The sequence below is a fragment of the Mesorhizobium sp. WSM4308 genome (genome assembly GCF_002294905.1).
In the GTDB taxonomy this organism is placed as follows: Bacteria; Pseudomonadota; Alphaproteobacteria; order Rhizobiales; family Rhizobiaceae; genus Mesorhizobium.
In genome coordinates this window covers 95,838-110,117 of sequence record NZ_NSFW01000017.1, presented here as the reverse complement: position 1 = coordinate 110,117, position 14,280 = coordinate 95,838, and the positions used below count along the sequence as shown (strand labels likewise).

Here is a 14,280-nt window from a genome sequence, read left to right as displayed (position 1 = left end):
AAGCATCAATGCCGCTTGAAATACTGCACCTCCTTCTCATGCTTCTCCGCCGCCTCGCGCGTATCGAACGTCCCCAGGTTCCGCCGCTTCCCGGTCTTCTCGTCCTTCTTGCGCGAATAAAGCCGGTATCTGCCGTCCTTGAGTTTGCGGATCATCTCAGCTCTCCCTGATCAGGATTTGGCGCCCTTCCTGGCCTTGAGGCTGCGCGCTGCCTGCTCGATCGCGGCGCGGTCGGAGCCGAGTCGGTCGAGCAGCGCTTGTGCCTCATCGCCGGATATGCCGGTGCGCATGGCCAGTTCCTCGACCTCCAGCACGTCGGTGCTGGCGATCTCGCGCGGCAGCGCGTCGTCGGCCGTCAGCGGCAGGGCCGCTTCCCTGTCGATCTCGGCCTCGGCCCGGTGCCAATGATGCTCGGGATCGCCGCCGCCTTCACGCTCCCAGATCTGGTATGCGCGCTTCTGGATCTTCTCGTGCCGTTCGTCGCCCATTGTCGTTCTCCTTCGTGTCAGGGAGGAACGCCGCATCTATCCGAATGATCCAAAAAATTTGCGTGATCGCAGGTCCGAGCGGAATTGCCGGATGGGTGGGAGGGCGCGTGGCGCCTATTCGCACTGGCGCCTCGGCCCACCGGAATAGGGCTGGTAGCTGTTGTCCTCGGGACGGTAGGAGCGGTAGCGGCTGAAGCAGGATTGGACGTGGTCGTCCGAAAGGCCCGCTATCGCCACCAGCGGCGCGGCGCCGCCCTCGACATAGCTGACTTCGTCGGGCTGCTGCGCGGCCTGGCCGGCGTCGGGTTCGAGATAGGGCGAGACGCAGGGGCGCTGCTGTCCGCTGTAGGACATGTAGCTGTTGTCGTCTGGATTGTAGGAGCGGTAGCGGTCCGCGCACCAGCTGAGATGAGCAGCCGGCAGCCTGACCTGCTCCTCGCCCGCATCGGGCGCCACCGCGCTGGTAATGGTCGCGTCGACCGCCCTGGCGGCGACATCGGGCGCGGGAGGCTGCGCGGCGGCAACGCGCTCCAAGCCCGGCGCGGCCTTGTCCACGGGCTGTGCGTCCTTGGTCCACAGCTGCGAGACACTGTCGGCGGGCCTGGCCTGATGCACCGGCTTGGCCAGTATCAGCCAGGCGGCGAAAGCCAGCCCGCTGGCAAAGACCGCAAGGGTGAGGACGAAGCCTGCGACCAGTGCCAGAACCGCTTTCATCACACACTCCTTGAGCCTCAGCTAATAGAATGCGGGGGATCAGGACTGGTTCCAGCGAGCGCAATACTGACGGCCTTGCTGCCTCACACCGGCAGGTGCACATCCGCGGAGAACTGGTTCTCCACGGCCAGCAAGGCCCTGACCATTTCCTTGTCGCGCTGGCGCTTTTGCAGATACCCGGCCAGCAGCCAGTCCAGCGAGAACCGGCCGGCGCCGACGGCGGCCAGCACGAACATGCCGCCGGATATGGCCAGGTCCTTTTCGAAATGCAGCAGCTCGTTCTGGCTGGCGAAGTTGACGTGGAACAGCAAGGCCGTGGCCAGGCAGAACAGGCCGAGCCCGATGCCGCCCAGCCGCGTCAGCAGGCCTGAAGCCACCGAGAGCCCTGCCCCCAGTTGCAGCGCGATGGTGGCGACGAACAGCGGCAGCCCGACGCCAAGTGCTGCCATCGCCTTGGCGGCGCCGTCGAAATGGCTGGCCAGCGTCACGCCCTCATGCAGGAAGATGAAGGACATGAGCAGGCGGCCGGCAAGCAGGGTCACGTCCCTGATGTGGTATTTCGCGGCGGGGCCGGTGAGCTTCGCGGCGATTTCGTTCGGTGTCATGGTCAGCCTCCAATTTTTGAGCGCAGGCAAGCGCCGCCCGCCGTGGGACGCGCGCAAGCACGGCGCCTGACGGGTCTGATCTTCGAAAGGGCCGGAGCCGGCTCGAGGGAGAGGCGCCGGCTCCGGCAATGGGCGCCAGCCACGAGCGCCCAAACTGGTGGTGGGGGACTGGATCGGTCAGTACCAGTCCCCAACGCGGGCCGCTTGGCGGCCACCTCTGCCCCAGTCCGCGACTGACCAGCTCGAGGCTTGATTGCCACGTGGTTCCCCCAATCCGTCGCTGCTTCGCAGCGCCACCTTTCCCCCTCCGGAGGGAAAGGAAGGGAGCATTGCCGGACGAGCCTTGCCGGCAAAAAGCCTGCGCCTTTCCTCTACCCCGTCGATCGGGGGGTCCGAAGGACGGGCGAGACCCGTGGCTCGCCCCGGCAGTGGCTCGGCGAAGCCGAGACGGAGTGGGGGTCGACCGACGCAGCATAAGACAATGCATGGCCAAGCTCATGGCCACGTCCGTGGGGGAGTTGGAACGGGTCACCGCTTACTGCATCACCTTGGTGTCGATGGCCTTCTGCAGGTCGGAAAGCTCCTCGCAGCCGGCGGGGCAGAGTTTCTGCAGCGAGGCCAGCTGCTCCTTGGCCTTGTTCATGTCGCCGGTCTCGACATAGAGCTCGCCCAGATATTCTCGGGCGGCCTTGTGGTCGGGCTTCAGCTCCAGCGCCTTGTTGTAATAGGTCAGCGCGGTGGTGACGTCGCCGGTCTTGCGCAGCGTGAAGCCGAGCAGATTGTAGACGTCGGCCTGCTGGTTGTCCTGTGCGAGGTCGCGCAGATCGGCCAGCGCGCCCTTGTAGTCCTTGGCGGCGATCTTGGCCTGGACAGCGGTGAGATCGGGCGCATCGGCCCCCTCGATATCATCCACCGCATAGGCCGGCATGATGGTTGCAACGGGAACGATGGTCAGCACGGCGATGGCGCCGAGCAGGCCGAACAGGGCGTTTCTGCCCAAAAGAAGCTCTTTCATTGTCTTTCTCGCTTTGGTTTGTGCGTTAGCGTTGAGAGACCGTTTCGAAATTCGCTTTGGCGAGTCATATGATGGTGGTTTCGAGAACCGGAGCGGAGCGGACGTTCGGGTCCGTGAGCACCGGAAGCGCAGAAAACGCCTTCAGATGGCCGCCAGAGTAGAGTTTCCAAACGGTCTCAAATCTGAACGGCAGAGAAGCCATAGGCACTCCCGTCCTTGACGAAGACGCCGGTGCCGGGGAACGGGAAATGCGACCCGGAAATGCGGATATTGTCCGCGATCACCCGGTCGATGATCTTGTGGCGCGTGGCAATCGCGGTCGGCCCATCCTGGTCGTAGGCGCCCTGCCATTCCGGATGCGGCGCCAGCAGGGCCGGCACATACATGGTGTCGGCCGAGATCATCAGCTGCTCCTTGCCGGAATTGGCGAGGTACACCGAATGTCCCGGCGTGTGGCCGGGCGCGGCGACGATCTGGATGCCCGGCGCCACTTCCGCGCCGTCCTGAACCAGCTTCCAGTTCTTCCATTTCGGGAAGTTTTCGGCGATGCGCTTGCCCGCCGGCTTGCGGCCCTCCGGCAGCTTGGCCAGCCGGCTCGGGTCGGTCCACCAACTGTATTCGGTGGCGCTGACGATCAGCTCGGCATTGGGGAACACCGGCGTGTTGGTGCCCTTCTCCATCAGGCCCCAGACATGGTCGGGGTGGAAATGCGAGATCATGATGGTGTCGATCGCCTTGTAGTCGATGCCGGCGGCGGCCATGTTGGCCGGCAGGTGCGTGGCATTGGCCTGCCACTGGCCGACGCCCGAGCCCGCATCCATCATGATCAGCTTGCCGCCCATCTTGAGCACGACGACGGTGAGCGGGATGGGCATGAAGTCGGTGGTCAGCCCCGCCTTGGCGAGCGCCGCCTTGGTGTCTTCGACCGAGACATCCTTGATGAAGGCCGGGTCGTGCGGCTTCTTCCAGATGCCGTCGTACATGGCGGTGACCTCGATGTCGCCGACCGTGTATTTGTAGAAGCCGACGGTCGGCTCGACCGGCGTCTGCGCGAAAGCGGGGTGGGTGAATTCGAGCTTGCCGGCAAGGCCGAAAGCGGCAGCGGCGGCGGCGGATTGAAGCACTGTGCGGCGTGTCATGGTGAACATGGTGGTCTCCTGGGTTGTTGTGGCGGAAGGGCGACGGAGGGCCACGCCACATGGCCCTCCGTCCTGATCGCGGGCTGGGTCAGGACCCTCGAGAGCGGTCCGGACCCAGAACTCAGTTGCCCCAGATGCCCTGGCCTGGTTCGTCCGCGTCAGATTTCGTTGTCGCCTGGACACCGTGCCGGACCATGTCGGCCTTGCGGATCGAGGCGGTGTGGGTGTTATCGACCATGGCGGCCGTCTGGTTGGCGGTGCGGTCGCCAAAATGGTCGCTGCCGGCAAAGGCGCCGGTGGTGGCCACGAGGATGGCGGCGGCGGTGAGAGCGAGGGTTTTCATGTCGGTGCTTCCTGTTTGTGAGGTTTGAGAAGGAGTTCGAAGGTCGGGGGCGCTCAGCGGCCCCAGAGACCGTCGTCGTTGTGCCGGTTGATGATGTCCTGGACCGAACCTTGGCTCGGCCCGGTCGTCACCTTGGTGTCGACGCCGGCCGGGTGCGCGGTGTAGGGGATCGAGGCGGTGGCATTGGTGTCGACGGAAGCGACAGGCTGATTGACAGTGTCGGCGCCGAAATGGTCGCTGCCGGCAAAGGCGGCACTCGAGGCAAGCAACATCGCGGCCACGCTGAGAGCGAGCTTGGTCATGTTCGTAAATCCTTGTTTCGTTTCTTCGCGTCGCGGACCGGATTGGCCCCGCTGAAGGGAAGACCCGGCAAGGCGGTGCTTTATTCCCGGGGGTGGTGAGATTTTTTTGAGAGGCGGGGATTCAAGGGGCGCGGCCAGACAGGATCTGGGTGAAAGGCGGCGGCATCACCTCCGGAAAAGACCTTCAAGGGCAAGGCAGGAGGAGCGCTCAGACACAATTCAGAAACAAGTTTCAACAATTCGGAAAAACTGGCGAAAAGATCGGATGGCATAACCATCCTGCGGGGGACTGTGGGGACTTCCTTTTCGGAACTTTCGGTCCGCCATCGACAAGGGTCAAATTGCAGCAGCGGCACTGCCGAAAATGCCTGCTCGAACGGCGGCATGAACAGCCGGGCGATGCGCGGCCAGGACGAGAAAGTATGGAAATGGATTACGGTGTCGACTTTGCCAGCCTGGACAGGGACACGGCACGACCGGGCGCGGAGCCCGAAACCGGGCTGGCCCAAAATGGCCTGGCGGGCGTCGATACCGCGGGCGTCGATACCCTTGTAAGGGCCGCTCAGCGGGCCGCGCATGCCCAGATTCTGACCGGCGCCGATTTCGCCCGCGCAGGCCAGCCCGACGAGCGGCTCGACGCGTTCTTCGAAGAGCTCGCCGCAACATTCGCCACCTTGCCGGCGGTGATCTCGGACGGAAATGTCTGGACGTATCAGGAGCTGGACAGCCGCGCCAACCAGTTCGCCCGTGTGCTGATCAAGCGCGGCGTGCGGCCGGGCCACCGGGTCGGGCTCATTCTCGACCGGTCGGCGGAGACCTATGTCGCCTTGCTTGCCGTCGTGAAGGCGGGGGCCGCCTTCGTGCCGCTGGCCACCGCCTTTCCGCAAGAGCGCATGGCGCTCATCATCGAAGACGCCAGCGTCAGCCTGATCGTCACCATCGCCACCTATGCGTCGCGGGCCGACCAGCTGCCGGTTCCCCATGTGCTGATCGACAGCGCCGCCGCCGAGATCGCCAGACAGTCCAGCGCGCCGCTGAAGCCGCAAAAGGCGCCGGCGGAAGACATTTGCTACATCCTGTACACGTCGGGAACGACCGGCAGGCCGAAGGGCGTGGCCATCCGGCACCAGAGCTTCGTCAACTTCATCCGGGTCGCCGCCGCATCCTACGGCTACAGGCCGGGCGATCGCGTCTACCAGGGCATGACGATTGCCTTCGACTTTTCCTCCGAGGAGATCTGGGTGCCGTTCGTCGCCGGCGCGACCGTGGTGCCCGCGCCCGGCCAGATGCCGCTCGTCGGCGAGGAACTGGCGGATTTCCTGCGGTATCATGAAATCACCTGCATGGCCTGCAGCCCGACGCTGCTGTCGTCGATGACATCGGATGTGCCCAGCCTGCGCACACTGCTGGTCGGCGGCGAGGCCTGCCCGCACAATCTGGTGGTGCGCTGGTCGACGCCGGGCCGGCAGATCCTCAACACCTATGGCCCGACCGAGGCGACCGTCACGGCTACGATGGGCGCGCTGACGCCGGACAAGCCCGTCACCATCGGCGCGCCGCTGCCCACCTATTCCATCGTCATCCTCGACCCGTCGCTGCCGGAACTGGCCGAGCCTGGCGAACTGGGCGAGATCGGCATTGCCGGCATCGGGCTCGCGGTCGGCTACCTCAACAGGCAAGACCTGACGGAACAGAAGTTCATCGCCGATTTCATCGGCCTGCCGAACAACCCGTCGCAGCGCATCTACCGCACGGGCGACCTTGGCCGGATCAATGGCGATGGCGAGATCGAATATGCCGGGCGCATCGACACCCAGGTCAAGATCCGCGGCTATCGCATCGAGCTCGGCGAGATCGAGGCGGTGCTGCTGGACCAGCCGGAGATCGCGCAGGCGGCCGTCACCACCTGGGAGATCGAGCCCGGCCGCGTCGAACTCGTCGCCTACTACGCGCCCAAGGCCGGCCAGCCGGCGCTCTCGCGCGCGGATCTCGCCCAGACGATGAAGCGTCGCCTGCCGGACTACATGGTGCCTTCCTATCTCGAGGAACTGCCCGCGATCCCGATGACGGTCTCCAACAAGGTGGACCTTCGCCAGCTGCCGAAGCCGACAAGCGTGCGGCTTTCCGCCGACCGGGAGATGGTTGCCCCCGGCAATGACGACGAACGTTTCCTGGCTGACGCGCTGGCCGCGGTGCTGAAATTCGACGAAGTGTCGGTCGAGGACAATTTCTTCGACGATCTCGGCGCCAACTCTCTGCTGATGGCGCATTTCTGCGCCCGCGTGCGCACTCGCAAGGAATGGGCGACGACGTCCATGCGCGACATCTATCTCCATCCGACGGTGGCGCGCCTGGCCAAGCACCTGAGCGTCTCGGAAGAGGTGACGACCGCCGCCAACGAGCCTGTTCTCACCCGCCGGGCATCGAATCTTGCCTACTGGACCTGTGGAATGGCGCAGTTGCTGTTCTACGCGGTCTACAGCTATGCGGGCCTGTGGGCGCTCAACATCGGCCTCAACTGGATGTATGACACGCTCGACGATCCGCTGCAGCTCTATATCAGGTGCGTGGCGCTATCGGCCGGCGTGTTCTTCGGCATGACGGGCTTTGCCGTCCTGGCGAAATGGGTACTCGTCGGCCGCTGGAAGGCGGAAGCCTTCCCCATCTGGGGCCTGCGCTACTACCGCTTCTGGGTGGTCAAGACCTTGATCCGCACCGCCCCTGTCGTGCTGTTCCGCGGCAGCCCGCTCTACAGCTTCTATCTGCAGATGCTGGGAACCAGGATCGGGAAGAACGCCGTCATCGAATCCAAATCCGTGCCTGTCTGTACGGATCTGATCTCGATTGGCGCCAACACCATCCTGCGCAAGGAATCGCTGATCCTCGGCTTTCGCGCGCAGTCCGGCTACATCCACATGGGACCGCTGACCATCGGCCGCGATGCCTTCGTCGGCGTCGGCTCGACGCTCGACATCGACACATCCATCGGCGACGGCGCCCAGCTCGGCCATTCGTCCTCGCTGCAGCGCGGGCAAAGCATCCCCGATGGCGAACACTGGCATGGCTCGCCGGCCGTGCCGACCACGGCGGACTATTGCAAGGTACGCAACGAAAACCCTTCCGACATCCGGCGCTTCCTCTTCGAGGCGGTCCAGCTGATCGGGCTGTTTGCCATTGTCATCCCGCTGCCGCTGCTGTTCCACAGCTATTGGGAAAATGTCGGCGACGACTACCAGGAGACGATCGGCGTGGTCGCCGTCGGCACCACGGTCACGCTTTTCGGCTATATCGCCACGGCTTTTATCGCCGCGACGGTGCTGCCGCGCCTGCTCAGCGTGATCCTGAAACCCGGCCGCACCTACACGCTTTACGGCTTCCGCTACTGGCTGCAGGCCGCCACCGAGTTCACCAGCAATTCCCGCGTGCTGGGGCTGCTGTTCGGCGACAGTTCGGCAATCGTCTATTACATGCGCGCCATCGGCTGGAACCTCAACAAGGTGGTGCAGACCGGCTCCAATTTCGGCTCCAACCAGCAGCACGAAAACCCGCTTCTGTGCGAGATCGGCACCGAGACCATGGTGTCGGACGGCCTGTTCATGATCAACATGCACAAATCCGCCTCCGCGTTCCGGCTCGAGCGGACGCGCATCGGCGAACGCAACTATCTTGGCAACAACATCTACTACCCGCCGGATGGACGCACGGGCGACAACGTCCTGCTTGGCACCAAGGTGATGATCCCCATCGATGGGCCGGTGCGCGAGAATGTCGGGCTGCTGGGTTCGCCTGCCTTTGAAATCCCGCGCATGGTCAATCGCGACAAGGAACTCATCGCCGGCGTCGACGAGGCGGACCGACGCCAGCGCATCCCGCACAAGAACCTGCACAACGCGGTGACGATCCTCCTGTTCATGGCCACGCAATGGGTCATGCTGTTCGCCACGCTGGCGATCTGGGACCGGGCGCTGAACTACTACACCGAATGGGCTGAAGTCGCTCTCTTCGCCGCCGTGCTCTTGACCTCGGCGATCACCATTCCGTTCTACATCTTTGTCGAGCGGGCAAGCCTTGGCTTCGGCAGGCTGAAGCCGCAGATGACGACGATCTACGACGTTGCCTTCTGGCGCCACGAACGCCATTGGAAGCTTGCCGATTCTCCGATCGTGCGCCTGTTCTCCGGCACGCCTTTCCGGCCGATGATCCTGCGCATGCTGGGCGTCAAGGTCGGTAGCCGCGTCTATGATGGCGGAGCCAACCTCACCGAGCGCTCGCTGGTCGAGATCGGCGATGACGTCACGCTCAACGAGGGCTGCGTCATCCAGGCTCACTCGCTGGAGGAAGGCGCGTTCAAGTCCGACTATATCCGCATCGGCAAAGGCTGCACGCTCGGACCGTCCGCCTTTGTCCATTACGGCGTCGTGATGGGCGAAGGCTCGGTGGCCGACACCGATTCCTTCGTGATGAAGGGCGAGGAGCTTGAGCCCTACTCGATCTGGCGCGGCAACCCGGCCAAGCTGCATCGCTTCGTGATCCCGGTCGCGGACGACGGCGCCAAGGCGTCGGCTTGAAGGCCGGAGACATCCGTCTCGCCCCGGTGACTAAAGCCAATCGGGCCTTGGTCGCGTCGCTGGAACTGGCGCCGGAGCAGATGGATTTTGTCGCCGGCAACGCAGAGTCGCTGGAGGAGTCCCAATCCGACGAGGACGCGCGGCCCCGCGCAATCATGGCCGGGGATCGCCTCGTCGGTTTCCTGATGTACGACGCGCCGGAAGATGACGACGAGGCGCGCATCTACCGCTTCATGATCGACCGCGCCTGGCAGGGCAGAGGCTACGGCAAGGCCGCGTTGCGCGCGGTGCTGCACGAGATCGGCGGGCTCGGTCACGTCAGGCACGTCTCGATCTGCTACGAACCGGAGAATGAAGCGGCACGCCAGCTCTATCGCACCGCCGGTTTCGTGGAAGAAGGGCTCGACGAGGACGGAGAAATGATCGCCGACCTCGTGCTGGCGAAGGGATGACCATTGACGCGGCCGCCCTCCCCTGAAGCCGCGCTGGCCGAGGCGATGGCGGCAATCGCGCCCCGGAATGTCCTGACCGGATGCCGGGTGATAGGCCATGCGGACGAGACCCATCTGCTGCCCGAGGAAGCGCGCTCCATCCCCGCGCGCCGGCCGGCCATGCGGCGCGCCAGCGGCGCCGCCCGCTGGATCGCGCACCGGCTGCTGGCCGATGCCGGCATCAGCGACCTCGCCATCCCACGCGCGCCATCCGGTGCTCCGGTCTGGCCGGACGGGATAATTGGCTCGCTCGCCCATGACGACGACATGGCCGTCGCGGCGGTCGCGCCTGTCGGCGGTATCGTCTCTCTCGGCATTGACGTCGAGCCCGCCGAACCCTTGCCCGACGACATTTTCGCGATCGTTGCAACCGGCGCGGATCGCACCGGAGCGGCGGATCCGCGGCTTGCCGGCCGCATCCTGTTTGCCGCCAAGGAGGCGGTCTACAAGGCAGCCTTTCCGCTCGATCGCCAGGTGCTGGGCTACGAGGATATCGCCGTGGACCTCGATGCCGGCCGCGCGACGACGAAGACCGGCCGCATGGTCAGCCTCGCCTACTGCGTCGCCCCGCGCGTGGTGGTGTTGGCGTTTGCCGGGCAATAGCGCGGATCTATTCGCCCACGATCTCCCGATAGGTCCTCGCCGCGCCGTCCTGACCGCGTATCCGCCAGCTCTCCCCTTCGCGGCCCTCGATAGGACATGGCCCGAGCGGCACCTTGCCCCCGCCTTCCGGCAGGTCGAGCACATAGACGGGATTGCAGATGCCCGACAGGCGTGCCCTCAGCGCTTCCACCAGCGCCTGGCCCTGCGCGATCGTGGTGCGCCGGTGCGCCATGCCGCGCGCCAGGTCGCCATGGTGCAGGTAGTAGGGTTTTACGCCCAGCCGGTACATCAGCTCGCGGCAGAGCTCCTCCAGCACTTCGACACTGTCGTTGACGCCCTTGAGCAGAACGCTCTGGTTGAGCAGCACGAAGCCCGCCTGCCGCATGATCCGGCATGCCACCTCGGTCGCGGGCGTGATCTCCCGCGCGTGGTTGAAATGCGTGACGACCGTGACCATCAGCCGGCCCTGCAGCACAGCGACCAGCCCGGATGTGATGCGCGACGGCAGCGCCACCGGCACGCGCGTGTGGATGCGGAGCAGCCGCACATGCGGGATCGCCTCGATGCGCGCGAAGATTTCGGCCAGGGCCTTGTCGGGCAGCGACAGCGGGTCGCCGCCGGTCAGGATCACCTCGCGGATCTCGGGATGATCCGCGATATAGGCCAGCGCCGGCTCGAGCGCCTCGCGCGTATAGCCGCGGCCGATCGAGGTCAGCGATTCCTTGCGGAAGCAGAACCGGCAGTAGACCGCGCATTGATAGGTCGGGAACAGCAGCACCCGGTCGGCATGGCGGTGCGTCAATCGCGGCACCGGACTGAACTCATGGTCGGCGATCGGATCGCCAAGCTCGCCCTCCACCTCCTCCAGTTCGCCCAGTGACGGGATGACTTGCGCTCGGATCGGATCGGCCGGGTCATTCCAGTCGATCAGGTCGAGATAGGCTTTTGGCGCACGCACCTTGTGCAGCGCGGCCGCCGCCTGAGCGGCTGCGCGCTCGGCCGGCGACAGCGGCAGGCGGTCGAGGTCGCGCACATGGCGCACGCCCTGGCGGACATCGTCCTGCCAGTCGGGGGCGCGGGTTGCATCTTTGAGGTCGGTCATTGCAGGTCTCGGAGTGGTCGCGCGGACCTATCGGCCGGATGAGCGACGCGGTCAACCATCGTCGCAGAGCCAATTGTGCCCGCCGCGCCCCTGCGGCGCCCCCCTCTGTCGTGCCGGCCGTTCAGCGAGCCTTCACCCAGCCCTTTCACCCCTCTCGGCCAGCGCTACGAAAGCACTTTCGACCGTCTCGAACCTCAGCTCCGGATAAAGCGCACCCGCCTCCGGAGTGTCCGTTTCAAGCGCGGTCTCGCCACGGATCCAGAAGGCCCGCAGCAGACCGAGGCCGGGGACTGCGGCGATCAACGCCTCCAGCTCCTGCGCGCTCATCTTCACGACGCGCGGCGAGCGGCCGCTGACCCGATGCCACAGATCGATCATCGCGCCCTGCGTGATCCTGTTTCGCGCGATGCGGATCTCGCAGCGGACGGCATCGGGATCCTCCAGCGCGCGCATGGTGACGGCGGCGATGTCCTTCTCGCTGACGAAGGTCGCCGGCACATTGCCATCGCCATAGAGCGTCACCTCATCCGGCGGCAGCACGGCCGAACCGAAGCGCGTCAGGTCGCCCAGCGTCGCCACCCAGGTGGAGAAGAAGCCGTTGGTGTAGATCACCGTATAGGGCAGATCCGCCTCCCTGACCGCGTCGAACACGGCCCTCTTGATGTCGAGCGGCGCGATCGTGCCGGGGGCGGCGGCGGCAAAGTCGAGGCCGAAGCCGGCGGAGGGCACGAAGCGGGAGACGCCGACATCCCTGACGGCGCGCACCAGCGTCATCTCGCTGGCCGAACCGACATGCACCGAACTGATGACGCGGTCGACCTTGCCGACGGCTCGCACAAGGCTGTCATAATCGTCGAGATCGCCGACATGCACCGTCGCGCCCAATTCCCTGAGCGGCCGCATCCGCTCTTCATTGCCTGAAGTGGCTGGCCGAACCAGGACATGCAGGCTGTCGCCATTGCGCGCGCTGGCCTTGGCCATTTCGCCGCCCAGAAGCCCCGTCGCGCCGATGATCAGGGTGCTGGTCATATTCCCCTCCCATTGGGCAAGATCGAACCGTCCCAGTCGCGCTCCAGGCCGATGTCCTGCAGGCGGCGGTCGGAAAACCGGGAAATCCGGCGCAGCACGCGGCGGCGCTCGAATGCCGCCATGCTGCGCGTGGCAAGGCCGCTCATCGCGGAGCCGATGGGTCCAAGGGTCAAGGTCATTGTCTGTCTCCTATATTCGTCAGGGCGCAAGCGTGCCGGTGCCGCCCATCGGGCGAGCATGAAGATCGCTCACACATGTCGTTGGTCTTTCAACGCATCGAAGAACCGGAAAGGTTGATATAGATGCGCGGTACGCCCTGATATTGGGCATTTCCGGGCTGGACGACAAACGACTCTTTGTGCAGGATTTGTGAGCAACACTCACAGGTCGAGATCATGCCGCGACGATTGCCGCCCCTCACCGCCCTGCCCGCCTTCGACGCCGCCGCCCGGCATCTGAGCTTCTCCAGGGCGGCCGACGAGCTCAACCTCACCCATGGCGCGGTCAGCCGCGCCATCCGCAACATCGAGGACAGGCTCGGCATCCAGCTGTTCGATCGGGGAACGCGATCCGTGCGCCTGACCGCCGTGGGCGCGGCCTATGCGGTCGAGGTCGGCAAGGCGCTGGACCGGATCGCCGCCGCCACCATCGCCGCCACGCCCGACCGCTCGACGCGCATCCTGAGCGTCTCGACGTCGGACGGCTTCGCCGGCCGCTGGCTGGTGCCGAGGCTGCATCGCTTCCACCGCGCCAACGCCGATATCGACGTGCGGCTGGCGACCTCGGGCGTGCTGGCCGATTTCGTCAGCGACGGCATCGACATCGCCATCCGCTACGGCAAGGGCGGATACACCGGCGTGACGGCGGAATTTCTCGCTGACGAGGAGGTCTTCCCGGTCTGCAGCCCGGAACTGCTGCAAGGCGAACATCCGCTGCGCCGGCCCGGGGACCTCAGGCACTACAAATTGATCCATGACGCCTTTCGCATCGACTGGGCGACATGGCTGCAACTGGCCGGTGTCGATGGCATCGACCCCAAGCGCGGCGTGCGCTTCGATTCCGCCACCTTCGCCGTCGAGGCCGCCGTGCATGGCGAAGGCGTGCTGCTCGGCCGCAGCGCGCTGGTCTCGGCCGACCTCGCGGCAGGGCGGCTGGTGCGGCCCTTCGACCTCGCGCTGAAATCGGCGGCCAGCTACTATCTCGTCTATCCCGACGGCGCGCTGCGGCAGAAGAAGATCAGGGCGTTCCGCGACTGGCTGTTTGCCGAGGTGGCGGCTGACTGGGTCGGAATGTCCAGGAGGGATTGAGGATGATCTCGCCCCTTCTTGGGTGAGGAACCCAAGTCTTCCAAGGGTAGCGCCAGCACCCGGACCTTCGGTCCAGTGGGGCGAGCCGCGGGTCTCGCCCGTCCTTCGGCCCCCCACAAGGGGGAGGTAGAAAGCCCGCCTTTTGCCACATCTCCAGAAGAGCACTATCGCATGGGCGGACGAGGCGCTTCCTCACCCTCCCCCTTGTGGGGAGGGTCGCTGCGAAGCAGCGGGGTGGGGGCAGCGCGCGCGCCTACTCTTTGGCGCGATAGGCTTCCGGTATGACGAACACCTCGTCGGCCCGGCCATAGCCGCCGTCGGCGACCTCCTCGACCAGCACCATGGTGGTGGGCCGCACGCCTTCGCCGAAAAAGTCGACGAACATGGCCGTGGTCCGATGGATGAGGTCTTCCTTCTGCGCCTTGGAGAGTGCCGCCTGCGGCAGCTTGATATTGGCGAATGGCATGATCGTTTCCTTTCTGTAGGGATTGGGTTTTCAGGCTTTGGGATGGAGCAGGTCGGCAAGGCCGATCCGTTCCAGGAGTTGCGCGCACGCGGTGATCAGGATTGTCCG

Annotated in this window: 16 protein-coding genes; 4 read left to right on the top strand and 12 right to left on the bottom strand. The window is 65.3% G+C overall.

Going from position 1 to position 14,280, the window contains the following annotated elements; translation table 11 throughout:
• Nucleotides 1-5 precede the first annotated feature (5 nt).
• The 8 genes from CK227_RS27720 to CK227_RS27685 form a co-directional block, all read right to left on the bottom strand.
• Nucleotides 6-155: a hypothetical protein gene (locus CK227_RS27720; RefSeq protein WP_095775142.1), complete on the bottom strand. Its 150-nt coding sequence runs from the start codon at nucleotides 153-155 to the stop codon at nucleotides 6-8.
• Nucleotides 156-170: 15 nt separating this feature from the next.
• Nucleotides 171-488 carry a DUF2934 domain-containing protein gene (locus CK227_RS27715; protein ID WP_095775141.1) on the bottom strand — a complete coding sequence of 106 codons (318 nt, stop codon included), beginning with the start codon at nucleotides 486-488 and terminating at the stop codon, nucleotides 171-173.
• Nucleotides 489-602: 114 nt separating this feature from the next.
• Nucleotides 603-1,202, bottom strand: a complete 600-nt coding sequence (locus tag CK227_RS27710; protein WP_245318290.1) for a BA14K family protein — start codon at nucleotides 1,200-1,202, stop codon at nucleotides 603-605.
• 83 nt (nucleotides 1,203-1,285) lie between these two features.
• Nucleotides 1,286-1,807: a DoxX family protein gene (locus CK227_RS27705; protein WP_095775139.1), complete on the bottom strand. Its 522-nt coding sequence runs from the start codon at nucleotides 1,805-1,807 to the stop codon at nucleotides 1,286-1,288.
• A gap of 535 nt (nucleotides 1,808-2,342) precedes the next feature.
• Nucleotides 2,343-2,822, bottom strand: a complete 480-nt coding sequence (locus CK227_RS27700; RefSeq protein WP_095775138.1) for a tetratricopeptide repeat protein — start codon at nucleotides 2,820-2,822, stop codon at nucleotides 2,343-2,345.
• 176 nt (nucleotides 2,823-2,998) lie between these two features.
• Nucleotides 2,999-3,970, bottom strand: a complete 972-nt coding sequence (locus CK227_RS27695; RefSeq protein ID WP_095775137.1) for an MBL fold metallo-hydrolase — start codon at nucleotides 3,968-3,970, stop codon at nucleotides 2,999-3,001.
• A 112-nt stretch (nucleotides 3,971-4,082) separates the two neighbouring features.
• Entirely contained in the window at nucleotides 4,083-4,304 is a 222-nt protein-coding gene (locus CK227_RS27690; RefSeq protein ID WP_095775136.1) for a DUF680 domain-containing protein, read from the bottom strand.
• Between the two features lie 53 nt (nucleotides 4,305-4,357).
• Entirely contained in the window at nucleotides 4,358-4,606 is a 249-nt protein-coding gene (locus CK227_RS27685; protein ID WP_095775135.1) for a DUF680 domain-containing protein, read from the bottom strand.
• 422 nt (nucleotides 4,607-5,028) lie between these two features.
• On the opposite strand from CK227_RS27685, the gene CK227_RS27680 reads away from it, so the two are divergent.
• Genes CK227_RS27680 through CK227_RS27670 form a run of 3 tightly spaced genes read left to right on the top strand, consistent with a single transcriptional unit; the run spans nucleotide 5,029 to nucleotide 10,268 of the window.
• Complete coding sequence (locus CK227_RS27680) at nucleotides 5,029-9,174, top strand: Pls/PosA family non-ribosomal peptide synthetase (protein WP_095775134.1); 4,146 nt, start codon at nucleotides 5,029-5,031, stop codon at nucleotides 9,172-9,174.
• Nucleotides 9,171-9,626, top strand: a complete 456-nt coding sequence (locus CK227_RS27675; protein ID WP_245318289.1) for a GNAT family N-acetyltransferase — start codon at nucleotides 9,171-9,173, stop codon at nucleotides 9,624-9,626. The genes CK227_RS27680 and CK227_RS27675 overlap by 4 nt, the downstream gene beginning before the upstream one ends.
• Before the next feature lie 3 nt (nucleotides 9,627-9,629).
• The gene (locus CK227_RS27670) at nucleotides 9,630-10,268 is read left to right on the top strand and encodes a 4'-phosphopantetheinyl transferase superfamily protein (RefSeq protein WP_095775132.1); all 639 of its coding nucleotides are present in this window, start codon (nucleotides 9,630-9,632) and stop codon (nucleotides 10,266-10,268) included.
• Nucleotides 10,269-10,275: 7 nt separating this feature from the next.
• Here CK227_RS27670 and CK227_RS27665 read toward each other — a convergent pair whose 3' ends face one another.
• The 3 genes from CK227_RS27665 to CK227_RS27655 form a co-directional block, all read right to left on the bottom strand.
• Nucleotides 10,276-11,370, bottom strand: coding sequence for a KamA family radical SAM protein (locus CK227_RS27665; protein ID WP_095775131.1), 1,095 nt, complete (start codon nucleotides 11,368-11,370; stop codon nucleotides 10,276-10,278).
• 132 nt (nucleotides 11,371-11,502) lie between these two features.
• Complete coding sequence (locus tag CK227_RS27660; protein WP_095775130.1) at nucleotides 11,503-12,399, bottom strand: NmrA family NAD(P)-binding protein; 897 nt, start codon at nucleotides 12,397-12,399, stop codon at nucleotides 11,503-11,505.
• Nucleotides 12,396-12,578: a DUF1127 domain-containing protein gene (locus tag CK227_RS27655; protein WP_095775129.1), complete on the bottom strand. Its 183-nt coding sequence runs from the start codon at nucleotides 12,576-12,578 to the stop codon at nucleotides 12,396-12,398. The genes CK227_RS27660 and CK227_RS27655 overlap by 4 nt, the downstream gene beginning before the upstream one ends.
• Before the next feature lie 216 nt (nucleotides 12,579-12,794).
• Here CK227_RS27655 and gcvA point away from each other — a divergent pair, with 216 nt between their 5' ends.
• The gene (gcvA, locus tag CK227_RS27650) at nucleotides 12,795-13,706 is read left to right on the top strand and encodes a transcriptional regulator GcvA (protein ID WP_095775128.1); all 912 of its coding nucleotides are present in this window, start codon (nucleotides 12,795-12,797) and stop codon (nucleotides 13,704-13,706) included.
• A 253-nt stretch (nucleotides 13,707-13,959) separates the two neighbouring features.
• On the opposite strand, the gene CK227_RS27645 is transcribed toward gcvA, so the two are convergent.
• Complete coding sequence (locus CK227_RS27645; RefSeq protein WP_010910572.1) at nucleotides 13,960-14,172, bottom strand: 4-oxalocrotonate tautomerase family protein; 213 nt, start codon at nucleotides 14,170-14,172, stop codon at nucleotides 13,960-13,962.
• Between the last annotated feature and the right edge of the window lie 108 nt (nucleotides 14,173-14,280).

What these genes read in the sequence shown, in the direction of transcription:
- CK227_RS27715 (WP_095775141.1), bottom strand. Translation starts at nt 488, where the DNA reads ATGGGCGACGAACGGCACGAGAAGATCCAGAAGCGCGCATACCAGATC.
- CK227_RS27695 (WP_095775137.1), bottom strand. Translation starts at nt 3,970, where the DNA reads ATGTTCACCATGACACGCCGCACAGTGCTTCAATCCGCCGCCGCCGCT.
- CK227_RS27690 (WP_095775136.1), bottom strand. Translation starts at nt 4,304, where the DNA reads ATGAAAACCCTCGCTCTCACCGCCGCCGCCATCCTCGTGGCCACCACC.
- CK227_RS27720 (WP_095775142.1), bottom strand. Translation starts at nt 155, where the DNA reads ATGATCCGCAAACTCAAGGACGGCAGATACCGGCTTTATTCGCGCAAG.
- CK227_RS27685 (WP_095775135.1), bottom strand. Translation starts at nt 4,606, where the DNA reads ATGACCAAGCTCGCTCTCAGCGTGGCCGCGATGTTGCTTGCCTCGAGT.
- CK227_RS27645 (WP_010910572.1), bottom strand. Translation starts at nt 14,172, where the DNA reads ATGCCATTCGCCAATATCAAGCTGCCGCAGGCGGCACTCTCCAAGGCG.
- CK227_RS27680 (WP_095775134.1), top strand. Translation starts at nt 5,029, where the DNA reads ATGGAAATGGATTACGGTGTCGACTTTGCCAGCCTGGACAGGGACACG.
- CK227_RS27660 (WP_095775130.1), bottom strand. Translation starts at nt 12,399, where the DNA reads ATGACCAGCACCCTGATCATCGGCGCGACGGGGCTTCTGGGCGGCGAA.
- CK227_RS27655 (WP_095775129.1), bottom strand. Translation starts at nt 12,578, where the DNA reads ATGACCTTGACCCTTGGACCCATCGGCTCCGCGATGAGCGGCCTTGCC.
- CK227_RS27710 (WP_245318290.1), bottom strand. Translation starts at nt 1,202, where the DNA reads ATGAAAGCGGTTCTGGCACTGGTCGCAGGCTTCGTCCTCACCCTTGCG.
- gcvA (WP_095775128.1), top strand. Translation starts at nt 12,795, where the DNA reads ATGCCGCGACGATTGCCGCCCCTCACCGCCCTGCCCGCCTTCGACGCC.
- CK227_RS27700 (WP_095775138.1), bottom strand. Translation starts at nt 2,822, where the DNA reads ATGAAAGAGCTTCTTTTGGGCAGAAACGCCCTGTTCGGCCTGCTCGGC.
- CK227_RS27665 (WP_095775131.1), bottom strand. Translation starts at nt 11,370, where the DNA reads ATGACCGACCTCAAAGATGCAACCCGCGCCCCCGACTGGCAGGACGAT.
- CK227_RS27705 (WP_095775139.1), bottom strand. Translation starts at nt 1,807, where the DNA reads ATGACACCGAACGAAATCGCCGCGAAGCTCACCGGCCCCGCCGCGAAA.